A 14118-nucleotide genomic window follows, 5' to 3' on the forward strand; every position below is an offset into this window, starting at 1 on the left:
CCCGGACGCGAAACGCAGAATGAGCACCCCGACCCTGAAGCGCCTGCTCGGCACCGCGGCGCTCGCGCTGGCGCTGGCCGCCTGCAAAGACTCCACCGGCTCGGGCGACAACCCGAGCGGCGCGCTCTCCTTCACCTACACCGGGGCAGAGACGGGAGATTTCGTCGCCACCGGCTCGTACGACCCGGACGCCAACGACCTTCCCGACTACAGCGCGGCGTTCGTCGTGCAGGGCAAGCTCGCCGTCCTCGCGTCGGACAAGCTCGCGAGCGGCCGCAGCAACCTGTTCGTCCTGTACGTGCCGCCCTCGGTGGGCATCACCACCTGCACGGCCGCGACGCAGGAGAGCGCCTGCCCCATCCGCGGCGAGTTCCTGACCGGCGTCAGCAGCGACCCGAACCAGGGGAACACCGGCCTGTACACCGGCTACGTGGGCAACGTGCAGGTCACCGAGATCGCGGACAACCGGGTGCGTGGCACCTTTTCGATCACGCTGCACAGGGGGGAGGCACCGGAAGGCACCATTGAGGTCCGCACCGGGAGCTTCGACGCGCCCGTCGTGTCGGCGCTTCAGCTCAATCCCAACCGCGGCCTCTTCCCAGCAGCTTCGGCGCCGATCTTCAGCCGGGCGCGCACGTTCCGCTAGCCGCCCCGCTCGTCGAAGTGAAAGGCCCCTCCGCCGTGGCTGGCGGAGGGGCCTTTTCTTGGGAAGAAGTGGCCTCACGCAAAGGCGCGAAGGCGCAAAGAAAGGTCTTCCGGGTCTTTCCTTCGCGTCTTCGCGCCTTCGCGTGATATTTTGATCCCTTGGGACGCACAGAACTTCTGTCGGGACCGTATGATATGAGCAACACGCAGGAGATCCCGCTCTCGGTGCTGGACCTGGTGCCGATCGGGCCGGGTGCGACGGCGAGCCAGGCGCTGCGCAACTCGGTGGAGCTGGCGCGGCTGGCCGAGCGGCTGGGATACACGCGCTACTGGTTCGCCGAGCACCACGGCATGCCCAGCATCGCCAGCTCGGCGCCCGAGATCCTGATCGGGCACGTTGCATCGGCCACGGAGCGGATCAGGGTGGGATCGGGCGGCATCATGCTCCAGAACCACGTTCCGCTCAAGGCCGCCGAGGCGTTCCACACGCTGGAGGCGCTGCACCCCGGCCGCATCGACCTGGGGATCGGCCGCGCGCCGGGGACCGATCCGCTGACGTCGAGCGCGCTGCGGCCCTTCGACCCCGCCAAGTTCCGCGATCACCTGGCCGAGCTGACGGGGCTGTCGCGCGGCGACCTGCCGGAGGACCACCCGTTTCGCGGGGTGCGCGTGATCCCCAGCGGCGTGTCGCTGCCGCCGGTGTGGCTGCTGGGCTCCAGCGGGGCGAGCGCGCGGCTGGCGGGCGAGCTGGGGACGGGGTACAGCTTCGCGCGGCACTTCAGCCCCACCCCGCCCGCGCCGGCCATCGAGGCGTACCGCGACAGCTTCCGCCCCTCCGCCCAGTTTCCCGAGCCGCACGTCATCCTGGGCGCCGCGGTGATCTGCGCGGAGACGGACGAGGAGGCGGCGTACCTCTCCGCGTCGATGGACCTGGTGTGGGTGCGCATCACGCGCGGCGAGTTCGCGCCGATCCCGACGCCGGACGAAGCGCTCGCGTACGAATATACCCCTCGCGAGCGCGCCATCGCGGACAGCTACCGCAGGCTTGTGATCGTCGGCAGTCCCGAAACGGTCCACCGCGAGATCGCGCGCGTCGCCGCCGAGGCCGGGGCGGACGAGGTGATGGTCACGGCCACCATCCACGACCACGCGGCGCGGCTGCGGTCTTATGAGTTGCTGGCAGAAGCGGCGGTGTGGAGCGGAGTGCCTAGTGCCTAGTGCCGAGTGCCTAGTTACTGAGCACCAGGCACTCGGCACTTGGCACTTTGGTTGGGCCTGACCTGCACCTCGGAGAAGATTAAGTGGAACTCGGGATCTACACCTTCGCGGAAGCCACACCCGACGCGGAGACGGGCGTGACGGTCAGCGCGGCGGAGCGGCTGCGCGACCTGATGGAGGAGATCGAGCTGGCGGACCAGGTGGGGCTGGACGTCTTCGGCGTGGGGGAGCACCACCGGCCGGACTACGTCGCCTCGTCGCCCGCCGTGGTGCTCGCCGCGGCGGCGACGAGGACGAAGCACATCCGCCTGACCAGCGCCGTCACCGTGCTCAGCTCGGACGATCCGGTGCGCGTCTTCCAGGACTTCGCCACGCTGGACCTGCTCTCCGGCGGGCGGGCGGAGATCATGGCGGGGCGCGGGTCGTTCATCGAATCCTTCCCGCTTTTCGGCTACGACCTGGGCGACTACGACGAGCTCTTCGCCGAGAAGCTGGAGCTGCTGCTGAGGCTGCGCGAGGAGGAGCGCGTGACGTGGTCGGGGCGGCACCGGGCGCCGCTCACGGGGCAGGGCGTGTATCCGCGCCCCGTGCAGGACCCCCTGCCGGTGTGGGTGGCGGTGGGCGGCACGCCGCAGTCGGTGGCGCGCGCCGCCACGCTCGGCCTGCCGATGGCGCTCGCCATCATCGGCGGGCAGCCGGAACGGTTCGCGCCGTTCGTGGAGCTGTACCGCGAGACCGCCCGCCGCGCCGGGCACGATCCCGCGAAGCTCCCCGTCAGCATCAACTCGCACGGCTACATCGCGGACAGCTCCCAGCAGGCGGCGGACGAGGCGTTCGGCCCCACGGCGGTGACGATGAACCGCATCGGGCGGGAGCGCGGCTGGCCTCCGCTCACGCGCGCGGCGTTCGACGCATCGCGCACCCTGCGCGGCGCCAGCTTCGTCGGGAGCCCCGAAGAGGTGGCGGAGAAGATCCTCTTTCAGCACGCGATCTTTCGGCACGACCGCTTCATGGTGCAGTTCAGCGTCGGCACCATGCCGCACCGGCAGGTCATGCGCTCCATCGAGCTGTTCGGCACGCGCGTGGCGCCGGTGGTGCGGGCGGAGGTCGCGCGGCGGGCATAGTTCTACAGCTTGCCTCACGCGGAGACGCGGAGACGCAGAGGGAACTGCAAGCCACAGAGAACTCTCTTCTTTGCTTTTCTCTCTGCGCCTCCGCGTCTCCGCGTGAGACCCGTTGTTCAGCGGTCGCGCTGCTTGCGGAACTCGCCCTCGCGGCTCGCCCGGTGCCACTCCATCTCCTCCTCCGTCACCGGCTTGATCAGGACGTCCGACGCGAGCCAGGTGGTGAGCGAAAAGGGATAGAAGAGGAACGGGAGGATGGCGATGAACGCGATCCCGCCCCACTGCAGCAGGTCCCACGGCACGTCCGGCCAGGTGAAGAGCACGAGCAGCACCACCACGGCCAGGAAGACGAGCCCGCAGAACACGTAGTTGAGCATGATCCCGCCCAGGAAGAAGTCCTCCTCCCCCCGATCCGACCGCAGCCCGCACTCCGGGCACTTGTGCTTCAGCTTGAACCACGTCTTCAGGAGCCGCGCCTTGCCGCAGTGCGGGCAGCGCAGGGTAAAGCCGCGCCCGTACAGCCGCGCCGCCCGCTTCAGGCTCAGCTCCTCCGGGTTCGCCCAGCGGCGCTCCGGTCCGCTCATCTCATCCTCCAGCCACGAGTTACGGCCTTCTCCATCCACGACCAATGATCGCCCGGCGAGCCCCGGATCGAAAGGCGGCAAACGCTGCACTTCCGTAGGGTGATACACCACATGGCACGGAGGTGGCACCCCACGCCTCCGAGCGACGCAACGCGAACCCGGGAGAGGAGGCGGCGATGCCCCGCGGATGGAATCGCAAGGACGAACGGATGTACGAGCACGTCAAGGAGAGCGCCGAGGCGCGCGGCGTGCCCGAGGACGAGGCGCAGGAGATCGCCGGGCGCACGGTCAACAAGAAGCGCCGCCAGGAAGGGCGCACCCCCAACAAGCGCACGCAGGGCACCGGCAACCCCAACCGCTCGCTCCAGGAGCACACGCGCGACGAGCTCTACAACATGGCGAAAGAGAAAAAGATCGAGGGGCGCAGCAAGATGACCAAGGACGAGCTGATCCGCGCGGTGGGACGATGACGAAGCGGGCCGGCGGCACCCGCCGCCGGCCCGCTTTGCATCCGTCGAAGGAGCGCTACGCCCTCGGCCGCTCCAGCGAGGCGCTGAGGGCGGCGGCGGCCTTGTTCACGGCCTTGCGCGCATCGCTCAGCACGGCGCCCATCCCAAAGAACTCGTGGGTGACGCCCTTGTAGAGGTGGTACTTCACACGCACGCCCGAGTCACGCAGCCGGTCGTACAGGTGCTCGCTGTCCGAGCGGAGCGGGTCGATCTCCGCCGTGATCAGGGTCACGGGCGGCAGGCCGTGCAGGTCCGCGTGGATCAGCGAGATGAGCGGATGCCCCGTGTCCGGCGCGCCGCGCAGGTAGTGGTTCAGGAACCACTGCATCATCGGCCGGTTGAGCGGCTTGGCGTCCGCGTTCTCCTCGTACGACTCGGAGTCCGTGTTGCCGTCGGCGATGGGGTACACCGCCAGGATGTGCGCCGGCAGCCGCACCCCGCGGTCGCGCGCGATCACCGCCGTGGAGATCGCCAGGTTGCCGCCCGCGCTCTCGCCCGCCAGCGCGATGCGGTACGGGTCGCCGTCGATCTCCGCGGCGTTGGAGAGCGCCCACACGTACGCCGCGTAGGCGTCCTCGTGGGCGGCCGGAAAGCGGTGCTCCGGCGCCTTGCGGTACTCCACCGACATCACCACCGCGCCCACCGCGTTGCACAGCGCGCGCGCGGACGAGTCGTAGGTGTCGTTGGTGGCGATCACCCACCCGCCGCCGTGCGTGTACACGATCACGGGGAAGGGCCCCCTTCCGCGCGGCGCGTAGATGCGCACCGGCAGCGGCCCGCCGGGACCGGGGATGGTGCGCTCCACCACGCTCCCCACCTCTTCCGGCTCCGTGCTCTTGCCGTGCTTCCGCAGCAGCGCCATCACGGCCTCCGCGGGGGTGGGCTGGCGCCGCGCCTCCTCGGGGGTGAGCTGCTCGATCGGCTCGCCGCCCAGCATCTCCAGGTGCTCCAGCACGTGCCGCATCTCGTGGTTGGCGCGCGACATGGTGTCGCCGGCGCCGGTGATGCGCTCGCGCGCCCCGCCGTACACCCGCCCGAACAGCCCGGAGCGCACAGCCCACACCGTCCCGACGCCAATCAGCCCCAGGAGCAGGGCGGAGCGGAGCGGGTTCTCGGCGGCGCTGGTGTACGCGCTGGACTCCATCACGTGCCCCGGGTAGTCGCCGCGCTCGCTGCCCGCGGTGGTCGGCGCGTAGAGGGCGTCGTTGCGGCGCTTGGTGCCGCGGGGGGCGCGCTGCTGATCCCACACCACGTTCTCCGCGTAGCCGCCGAAGAGGCGCGGGGCCCAGCGCCACATCCCCGACATCTGCTTCCCGGCCCCGCCCACGATCAGCTCGCGGCGCGGGTGCTCGGCGCAGTGCAGGATGGCGTCCGCCACCACCTCGGGCGCGTACACCGGGGCCGGGAGCTCGGGATCGGCGCCCTCCATGTGGTTGTGCGCGTGCTCGGTGAAGGGCGTGTCGATGGCGGCCGGCCGGATTAGCGTCACCGCCACCGGCGCGCCGTCGTGCTCCAGCTCCATGCGCAGCGCATCGGTGAAGCCCTTGACCGCGTGCTTGCTGGCCGCGTAGTGCCCGTGCATGGGGATGGGGACGCCGCTCTCCACGCTCCCCACGTTGATCAGCGCGCCGCCGTTCTGCCTGAGGTGCGGCAGGGCGGCGAGGGCGCCGTGCACCATCCCCCAGTAGTTGGTTTCGAAGAGGCGCCGCGCGTCGCCCAGCGGTGTGCGCTCCAGCTCGCCGTACATCCCGATGCCGGCGTTGTTGACCCACGTGTCGATGCGCCCGAAGGCGTGCACCGCCACGCGCGCCAGCTCGCGCATCGCCCGCTCGTCGCCCACGTCGCCGGCCAGCCACTCGGCCTCCGTGCCGGTGGCGCGCAGCTCGTCCGCGATCCGGGTGAGCGCCTCCGCGTTGCGCGAGCTGATCACCACCCGCGCCCCGCGGCGCGCCGCCTCGCGCGCCGTCGCCAGCCCGATCCCGCTGTCCGCCCCCGTGATGACGATCACCTGATCGCCCACCGCTCTCAGCCGCATCTTCATCGTTCCCTCCAGTCCCATGGGTGCCCTGCGTAGGGCGCGCGGCCCTCGCAAGCGGCGGGCCGTGCGGGGCTCCGCATCCCCTCTCCCGCGCGATTCCGTTGACAACGTCTGGCGCCGCGGAGCAATATGCGTCGCCCGCCGCATCGCCCGTCCCATCCCGGGGAGCCCTCGCCCATGAACTTCAGCATCGCGTCCGTCGACGTGGACTGGCCGGTCGTCGCACTATCTCTCGTCCTGCTTGTCGTTTACGTCCTAGTCGCGGTGGTGGCGGGGCGCCGGTTCGGCATCCCGGGGCTGTGGGCGGCCTGGATCGTGGTCGTCGTGGCCACGAGCCTGTTCCCCCTGGTGATCCACGGCGGAGAGTTCTCGCATCTCGACCCGGTGGTCATGGTCCTCCACACCGCCGTCGTGGTCGTGCCGATGGCGATCAGCGCCTGGGTGATCGCGTCCACCCTCCGCCGGCCGCGCCCGGTCGGTGTCCCCGTCCAGCTCGCGCTCGGCACGCTCTCCTTCGTACTCTCGTTCGTGGTGGTCGCGGCGGCGGTTTTCGTCGTGCTGTTCACGCACTGAGCCGCCTACACCGGCATCATGACTGGAAAGCAGGTCGCGCTGCTGCGCGGCATCAACGTGGGCAAGGCGAAGCGCATCGCGATGGCGGACCTGCGCGCGCTGGTCGCGGAGCTCGGCTTCACGGACGTGAAGACGCTCCTCAACAGCGGCAACGTCGTCTACACGGCCACGGACACCGCGCCGGATGACGCCGCGGCGCGCATCGAGGAGGCGATCGTCGCCAAGACGGGCATCTCGTCGCGCGTCACGGTCATCACCGCGCCGGAGGTGGCGGAGGCGGTCGATGGGAATCCGTTCGGCGAGGTGGACAACCCGTCGCGCTTTCTGGTCACCGTGCTGCGCGACCCCGCGGACCGCGCCCTGCTCGAGCCGCTGGCGAAGGAGGATTGGGGCACCGATTCGCTCGCCCTCGGCCGGCGCGTGGCGTACATGTGGTGCAGGGACGGCGTCCTCGAAAGCCGCCTCCCCGACGCCCTCAACCGGCTGCTCGGCGACCGCGGGACGGCGCGCAACTGGGCCACGATGCTGAAGCTGCGCGCGCTCGCCGAAGAGCCCGTGTAGCATCGGGCGCCCGAAAAACATGCTTGCTGCCCGCGAGCGCGCACGCCTATACTCCCCGTCTGCACCACCCGCATCCCACCCCGCCGAAAAACGAGGAAAGCCATGACCGAGATCCAGTTCTCCGACAACCACCAGGATCTCTCGACCGACACCGGGTTCCAGTTCGAGTTCTACTGCGAAGGGTGCCACGACGCCTGGCGCTCCCCCTTCGACCGCTACGCCACCGGCACGGCCGACAGCGTGCTCGGGATGGCGGAGAGCGTCTTCGGCGGGATCTTTGGCTCGGCGCGCAACGCCCTCAGCCACGTGCGCAGCGCCGGGTGGCAGAAGGCGCGCGACGATGCGTTCCGCACGGCCGTGGAGGAGGCGCGGACGCACTTCCACCGCTGCCCGCGCTGCGCCAACCACTACTGCGACAACTGCTGGAACCCGGACGAGGGCACCTGCACCACCTGCGTTCCGCGCCTGGACGCGGAGCTCGCCGTCATCCAGCGCGAGGCCAAGATCGAGCGCGCCCGCGAGGCCGCGTACGAGCGCGCCACGGTCAGCGAAGAGGACCTGCAGCAGCGCGTCGTAAGCTGCCCCGAATGCAGCGCGCCGGTGGGCCGCGCGAAGTTCTGCCCCGAGTGCGGCACCCCCGTCGCCCTCAAGCGCAACTGCGCCTCGTGCGATGCGGAGATCCCCGCCTCCGCCAAGTTCTGCCCGGAGTGCGGCGAGAAGTCCTGACCGCGCGCTTTCCTCCCTCTCGCCAGCTCCAGCGAATGCGCATCTCGGTTCCGATCATCGTTCTCCTGCTCGCCGGGTGCGCATCCGCGGCGCCCGGCGCGCGCGTGGATAGTGAGCCGGCGCGGATCCTGGCGCGCGCCATCGAGCAGGCGGGGGGCGCGGAGGCGCTGGAGCGTGCGCGTGGGCTCGTCTGGGACGCGGACGCGACGGTGCACGCGGGAGGACGCACCGTGCCCATCAGCGGCCGCTGGGCGATCCAGCCGCCGGACAGCGCGGTCGTGTCCACCTACGCGGTGGAGCGCGGGCCATCTACCATGCGCCACCTGGTGCTCGCGTCGCCGCGCGGGTGGCTCGTGAACGCGAACGGCTTCGCCCCGATGCCGCCGCTGATGCTGGCAAGCGAGAAAGAGGAGTTCTACTTCTACTCCGCGATGCGCCTCATTCCGCTGCGCGCGCCGGGGGTGACGCTCACCGTCCTGCCAGCGGATTCCACCGGGCACCGCGGCATCCTCGCGCATAACCCGGGACGGCCGGACGTCGAGCTGTACGTCGATGCCAACGGCCGGCTCTCACGCGTCCGCGCGCGCATACACGACGCCACCACTGCAAATCCCGTGGTGCAGGAGGCGTGGCTGGGCGGCGAGATCCAGAGCGGCGGCGTGCGCTGGCCGCGCACCATGCGCCTCACGCAGGACGGCGCGCCCTTTTTCGACCTCACGCTGAAGACCTTTCGCGTGCTCCCGGCCATCCAGGACACGCTCCTCGCGGGACCGCGCTAGGCGAGGTCCGCACACCACTCACCCTCCCGCGCTCCACGAGCGGCCGTCCAGCCGCGGAAAGTCGACGCGGTAGCTTCCAGGTTCCAGGCCTTCCAGGCGGGCGTGGCCGTTGGCGTCGAGTGCGCCTTCGATGCTGCGCCCGTCCTGCGTGGTGACCACGAACGCCTCGCCGGGCACCGGAAGCCCGTCGTCGTCCACCAGCTCGATCTCCGTCCACACCGTCGCGGCGTCGGACGGCGCGGGGCTGGTGGAGACAAAGGGAGCGGCGGACTGGCGCGCGGCGCTCAGGGCGGCGGCCTGCGGGGTGCCCGCCCCGCCGCCACCCGAATCGCCGATCAGCACCGTGAGGGCGCCCGCCGTGATGACGCCTCCGTGCATCGTCGCGTCCCCCATGCGCGCCGCTGGCCTCCCGCCGATGAACACCGTCGCCGAGCCGCGCACGATGGTGTCCGGTGGCCCCGTGCAGGTGCACATCGTACCCACGACGGCCGCGGGCATCCCGGCCAGAAACACCGTGGGCACGCCGGCCGGGAGGATGGGTCCGCCCACGTGCGGCTTGGGGCCGTCGCACATCGGGCAGGCGTGCATGTCGCCGACCCGGGCGGCGGGGAGCATCGGCATTCGCGGTGGAGGAGGAACCGACGCGGGACTTGACGCGCCGAAGAAGCCGCCTTCATTGTAATGCCGCTTCGACTTCCCCGAAAGGGGGATCACAATTCCCTAAATCAGCACAGCCCGCCGATGCCCCTTCATACCCTCGCGCAGGGTGAATGCGCGCGCAGCATCGCCGCGCAGCGCGGCACCCCGTGGGCCGCCCTCTGGGAGCATCCGGAGAACGCGGAGTTGCGCGCGCGCCGCCCCGACCCCGCCGTGCTCCAGCCGGGCGACGTCCTCTTCGTCCCCGACCCGGAGCCCGCGCCGCGTCCATGCGCCGTGCAGATCCGCAACCGCTACACGGTCAGCGGCCGCACCACCCTCTTCCGGCTCCGCCTGCTGCGCGAGGGCGACGCACCGCGCGCGGCGCAGGCGTACCAGCTCTGCGTGGACGGCTTCTGGCAGTCCGGCAGCACGGACGCAGAGGGCTGGCTGGAGGCGCGCATCCCCTGCGACGCGCGACGGGGCGAGCTGGTGCTCCCGGCCCACGACGGCCAGTCCGTGGCCGAGGCCGAGGAGCGCTTCGAGCTCGCGTTCGGCCACCTCGACCCCTCGGACGAGATCAGCGGCGCGCAGGGCCGCCTCCGCAACCTGGGCTTCGCCGCGTGCGAGGTGGACGGCGTCCCCGGCCCGGAAACGGAGGATGCACTCCGTCTCTTCCAGGCCACCGCCGGCCTCGAGGAGACGGGCCGCCTCGACCCCCCAACCGCCGATGCACTCCGCGCCCGCCACGGAAGCTGACGTGCCCACCTCCGCGATCCGGGGTATCTACATCTGGGCAGCGTGCGTGCCGCAGGTGGAAACGAGCTCGAGCACGGAAGATCGTCGTCATGCACCGTCTCACGATCACAAAGATCACGAAAGCGCTGGCGTGGTGCGCTCTGGGTTTCGCCGGGGCGTACGAGCCCGCTCGTGGTGTGGCGCAAACCACCGCTCAGATGAACACGTGCGACGACACCGCGATCGTTCACCGGCGTGCCGGAGAGGGCGCCACCGCGTTCCTGATGCGGGTGCGTCCGGCCGGAATGGAGTTGTCGCACCAGGCGCTGGAGGGGGAGTTCGGATTCACGCGGCGCGACATCCTCGCGCTGTTCGGGACCCGGGCTGAGGGGCTGCAGAGCGGGTGGGTGCTGACGCCAGCCGCCGGTTGCCCGGGTTATTACCGCCGCCACGCACTTCCGCTCGGCGAAGTCTCGTTGTGGAAAGTCGCCGCGCCCGCGTACGAAGTGCGAGCGGCGCTCGGCGCCAACGCGGACCGTGACGCCGCTCGCGAGCTCGTGCTGATCCTCCGCGCGGAAGGCCGGGGGCCAGCCGACGATCGTGGGAATCGCGACTGGAACATGGAGAACAACGTCGCCGTCTTCGATTGGAACGGCACGCGCTTCGTGCACCTGGACTCCGTCGCGGAGAAGGTGTACGGCCTGCGCACGGCGGCGGCGGTTCGCGCGCGGTTGCGGGCTCTCGGCTACTGACACTCCGACCCTCACCTACCCGTGCCCGTCTTAGCCGAGCGCGCGCCCGCCGCGACCGACCCGCGCATCCTGGACAACAACTTCCCCGATGCGGACACGGGCCTCCAGCCACCGCGGCGGAGGATGATGCTCGCGGCTCCGGGCGCGAGTCCGGTTGCACGGAGCGGCGGCAACACCGTGCAGACGGCGGGACCTGCGCTCCAGATCGCGAACCTCGATCGCCAGGATCCGCCCGGCTACCGAGCCGGCGGGGTTCCGCGCGCTCCGGAGTTCAACCAGAACGTGCTCGCGATCACGGGCACCCCGGCCATGCCGCCCATCGCCGTTCGCTGCACGCTGCGCGGCTTCTCGCCCCGGCAGACGCCGATCCACTGGCGCCTTCAGTGCCGCCACGTCCTGGCGCGCCACATCAACACCGGGAACTCGCGCTACTCGGGGCGCTCGGAGATCCACCAACTCGAATGGCAGGGGCGGAGCACCGAGCCGGACTTCACCCTCTTCGCCGGGACTCGCGATCCTGCGGTGAGCTACGATTACAACGGTCCCGCGAACCTGATGGGGGGCCACGCGCTGCTCACCGTGGCGGTGCGTCCGCCGGGTACCAGCGCGTGGCTGCTGGATTACGTCCACCTGCGGATCGGCGGGTCCAACCCCCAGCAGAGGGACGTGGTCGATCACCTGGAGCGTGTTCTCGCCGGCCGCAACGAGAACATACTGACGATGGTGCGGGCCATATTCGCCCACGAATCCGACTACACCCAGTTCAGAGCACGTGCGCAGACGGGGACGAGCTACAGGGGAGTGCGCTTCGACTGCCCCGACGATCCACCAAACTTTCCACTCGCCACGTTCGACTTCGGAGTCGGCATCTCGCAGTACACCCGGCTCCCGAACCGCCCGATCGTCCGCGAGGTGGCGTGGGATTGGCGCGAGAACATACGCAGTGGGTTGAACCTCTTTCTGACCAGCAACCTGCGTGACGAGTACAGCGCCGGGATGACCTGGCGTGAATGGGCGCGCCAGGCATGGGCCAGGTACAACGGAAGCGGCGCCGACGCGCGGGCATACGCGATTCGCCTCGCGGCTTCACCCATCGGGCAGGAGGTGAGCAACTCTCCCGTGCCGGCGAGAATCGACCTGGCACGCGAGACCGCTCACATCCCCGGCCCGGCGGCACTCGGGCCGCCCCCCGCGTGGCCGCCGCAGGCCGCGCCCGCCCGATGACGCAAGCCGTGGTCGATGCCGCGCAGCTCCGGCGCTACGTGGACGCGGGGGAGTTGTACGCCATCGTCGACGCGTGCGACCGGGCGGACGTGCCGCCGATGGCGTGGGAGCGGGGAGCGCGCGCGGCTTCGCTGTTCGCGGGCACGGAAGACGCCGCGCTGTGGGCCCTCGCGCCGTACCTGTTCGCGGCGGATGCGGAGCTGCTGGAGTGGATCGCGGAGACGCGGGCGGAGGATGCGTGGGGCGTGTTCGTGATGGCGGATTGCGGTCTGGAGGCGCTGGCCAGCCACCTCCGCGAGCTGCTCGTGGTGCGGTCACCGGACGGCGAGCGCATGCGGTTCCGCTTCTACGATCCGCGCGTCCTCCGCGGCCATCTCGAGAGCTGCGATGCGGATGCGTTGCGCGGCTTCTTTGGCCCGGCGCGCGCGTTCGGCGTGGCGGAGGAGGACGGGGTGCGGCTCTTTTACGGCGCGGCGCGGAAGATCCGGGTGGTGGCCGAGTCATCTCCGTGATCTCGGCGGCGCGGGTAAGATAGAGCAGCAGGCCGATGTGCGTTGCGGGCTGGCCGCGCGCTCGGCTCGCCCGCTATACTCGTCGCGGGTGTCCGTCACGCGACCAGGTACATAAAAGGCGAAGTGAAGATCGTCCTCCCCGGCGGGTCGGGACAGGTGGGAACGCTGCTCGCTCGCGCCTTCGAGGGCGACGGGCACGAGGTGGTTGTGCTGGGGCGGTCCGCGAGCGCGGGGCCGTGGCGCTCGGTGACGTGGGACGCGAAGACGCTCGGCCCGTGGGCGGCGGAGCTGGAAGGCGCGGACGTGGTGATCAACCTCGCCGGCCGCAACGTCAACTGCCGCTACAACGCCGCCAACCGCCGCGAGATCATGGATTCGCGCGTGGACTCGACGCGCGTGCTGGGCGAGGCCATCGCGGGGTGCGCTCGGCCGCCGCGGATCTGGCTGCAGTCGAGCACGGCCACCATCTACGCCCACCGCTTCGACGCGCCCAACGACGAGGCCTCCGGCATCATCGGCGGGGAGGAGCCGGACGCGCCGGACAGCTGGCGCTTCAGCATCGATGTGGCGCGGGCGTGGGAGCGCGCGTTCGAGGACGCGGCCGTTCCGCACACCCGCAAGGTCGCGCTCCGCTCGGCGGTGGTGTTGAGCCCCGACGCGGGCGGCATCTTCGACGTGCTGCTGGGGCTCGTGCGGCGCGGGCTGGGCGGGCGCTCGGGGGATGGGCGCCAGTTCGTATCGTGGATTCACCACGAGGACTTCACGCGGGCCGTGCGCTGGCTGATCGAGCGCGAGGACTTCGCGGGGGTGGTGAACCTGGCCGCGCCGGGCCCGCTCCCGAACGACGACTTCATGCGCGTGCTGCGCGAGGCGTGGGGCACGGGCGTAGGCCTCCCCGCGACGCGATGGATGCTGGAGATCGGCGCCGTCTTCCTGCGAACCGAGACGGAGCTGATCCTCAAGAGCCGGCGTGTGGTGCCGGGGCGGTTGCTGGAGGCGGGGTTCGAGTTCCGGTTTCCGAGGTGGGAGGAGGCCGCGCGGGATCTGTGTGGGGAGTGGCGGCGGCGGGAGAGTGCGTGAGTGCGTGAGTGCGTGAGTGCGTGAGTGGCGTTGCGCACGTGTGGCCGGCGGGTGAGGTTGTCACCGGATGCGGCCGCGGGGTGCGGAGCGCCGGCGGGCACGGGCAGCCACGTGGGGCGGCCCCTACGAGGTTCGTCTGCGAGGCGCAGATCGGGGCGGGGGAGGGGGTGGGCGGACACGCAGGTCCGCCCCTACCAGATCATCGGTGTGCGCCGCGCAGGTTGAGACGCGGGCGCGGGTCCCCGCGGCGGGCGCGAATCCAGACGCCGAGTCCGCGCAGGCGCAATACCGTTTACTTTGTTCACCAGGCGAGGTAGGATATAACCGGACCCCAGCCCGAGGAGGCCCGGATGGCTCGTGTGAGCAAAGTGCGGCACGAAGGAGACCGGCTGACGGACCTGATGAACATCGGGGTGCTG

General features: G+C 70.7%; 16 protein-coding genes. 13 read left to right on the forward strand and 3 right to left on the reverse strand.

Translation table 11 applies throughout. The features are described 5' to 3' along the window. Positions 1-19 precede the first annotated feature (19 nt). The 3 genes from VF647_01580 (at position 20) to VF647_01590 (ending at position 2987) form a co-directional block, all read left to right on the forward strand. Complete coding sequence (locus VF647_01580; GenBank protein ID HEX8450752.1) at positions 20-646, forward strand: hypothetical protein; 627 nt, start codon at positions 20-22, stop codon at positions 644-646. Between the two features lie 194 nt (positions 647-840). After that, positions 841-1863: an LLM class flavin-dependent oxidoreductase gene (locus VF647_01585; GenBank protein HEX8450753.1), complete on the forward strand. Its 1023-nt coding sequence runs from the start codon at positions 841-843 to the stop codon at positions 1861-1863. 83 nt (positions 1864-1946) lie between these two features. Beyond that, positions 1947-2987, forward strand: a complete 1041-nt coding sequence (locus VF647_01590) for an LLM class flavin-dependent oxidoreductase (protein HEX8450754.1) — start codon at positions 1947-1949, stop codon at positions 2985-2987. Between the two features lie 116 nt (positions 2988-3103). On the opposite strand, the gene VF647_01595 is transcribed toward VF647_01590, so the two are convergent. Then, on the reverse strand, positions 3104-3571 hold the full coding sequence (locus VF647_01595) for a DUF983 domain-containing protein (protein ID HEX8450755.1): 468 nt from the start codon (positions 3569-3571) through the stop codon (positions 3104-3106). A gap of 176 nt (positions 3572-3747) precedes the next feature. Between VF647_01595 and VF647_01600 the strand changes: the two genes are divergently transcribed. After that, entirely contained in the window at positions 3748-4041 is a 294-nt protein-coding gene (locus VF647_01600; protein ID HEX8450756.1) for a Rho termination factor N-terminal domain-containing protein, read from the forward strand. Positions 4042-4096: 55 nt separating this feature from the next. Here the strand turns inward: VF647_01600 and VF647_01605 are convergent, their stop codons facing one another. After that, complete coding sequence (locus VF647_01605) at positions 4097-6121, reverse strand: SDR family oxidoreductase (GenBank protein HEX8450757.1); 2025 nt, start codon at positions 6119-6121, stop codon at positions 4097-4099. A 174-nt stretch (positions 6122-6295) separates the two neighbouring features. Here VF647_01605 and VF647_01610 point away from each other — a divergent pair, with 174 nt between their 5' ends. From VF647_01610 to VF647_01625, 4 genes are all read left to right on the forward strand, one after another. Next, positions 6296-6691, forward strand: a complete 396-nt coding sequence (locus tag VF647_01610; GenBank protein HEX8450758.1) for a hypothetical protein — start codon at positions 6296-6298, stop codon at positions 6689-6691. Positions 6692-6709: 18 nt separating this feature from the next. After that, a complete protein-coding gene (locus VF647_01615) occupies positions 6710-7252 on the forward strand; it encodes a DUF1697 domain-containing protein (GenBank protein HEX8450759.1) in 543 nt (180 codons plus the stop codon). 102 nt (positions 7253-7354) lie between these two features. After that, a complete protein-coding gene (locus VF647_01620) occupies positions 7355-7978 on the forward strand; it encodes a zinc ribbon domain-containing protein (protein ID HEX8450760.1) in 624 nt (207 codons plus the stop codon). Positions 7979-8013: 35 nt separating this feature from the next. Continuing rightward, positions 8014-8757, forward strand: a complete 744-nt coding sequence (locus VF647_01625) for a hypothetical protein (protein ID HEX8450761.1) — start codon at positions 8014-8016, stop codon at positions 8755-8757. 18 nt (positions 8758-8775) lie between these two features. On the opposite strand, the gene VF647_01630 is transcribed toward VF647_01625, so the two are convergent. Continuing rightward, a complete protein-coding gene (locus VF647_01630) occupies positions 8776-9378 on the reverse strand; it encodes a PAAR domain-containing protein (GenBank protein HEX8450762.1) in 603 nt (200 codons plus the stop codon). A 120-nt stretch (positions 9379-9498) separates the two neighbouring features. Here VF647_01630 and VF647_01635 point away from each other — a divergent pair, with 120 nt between their 5' ends. From VF647_01635 to VF647_01655, 5 genes are all read left to right on the forward strand, one after another. Beyond that, the gene (locus VF647_01635) at positions 9499-10152 is read left to right on the forward strand and encodes a peptidoglycan-binding domain-containing protein (protein ID HEX8450763.1); all 654 of its coding nucleotides are present in this window, start codon (positions 9499-9501) and stop codon (positions 10150-10152) included. Positions 10153-10349: 197 nt separating this feature from the next. Then, the gene (locus VF647_01640; GenBank protein HEX8450764.1) at positions 10350-10883 is read left to right on the forward strand and encodes a hypothetical protein; all 534 of its coding nucleotides are present in this window, start codon (positions 10350-10352) and stop codon (positions 10881-10883) included. Between the two features lie 21 nt (positions 10884-10904). After that, a complete protein-coding gene (locus VF647_01645) occupies positions 10905-12107 on the forward strand; it encodes a hypothetical protein (protein ID HEX8450765.1) in 1203 nt (400 codons plus the stop codon). Next, positions 12104-12619, forward strand: a complete 516-nt coding sequence (locus VF647_01650) for a DUF4123 domain-containing protein (protein HEX8450766.1) — start codon at positions 12104-12106, stop codon at positions 12617-12619. The genes VF647_01645 and VF647_01650 overlap by 4 nt, the downstream gene beginning before the upstream one ends. A 123-nt stretch (positions 12620-12742) precedes the next feature. Further along, positions 12743-13699: a TIGR01777 family oxidoreductase gene (locus tag VF647_01655; GenBank protein HEX8450767.1), complete on the forward strand. Its 957-nt coding sequence runs from the start codon at positions 12743-12745 to the stop codon at positions 13697-13699. Positions 13700-14118 lie beyond the last annotated feature (419 nt).

Origin of the sequence: Longimicrobium sp. (assembly GCA_036387335.1) — a bacterium.
Lineage (GTDB): Bacteria > Gemmatimonadota > Gemmatimonadetes > Longimicrobiales > Longimicrobiaceae > Longimicrobium.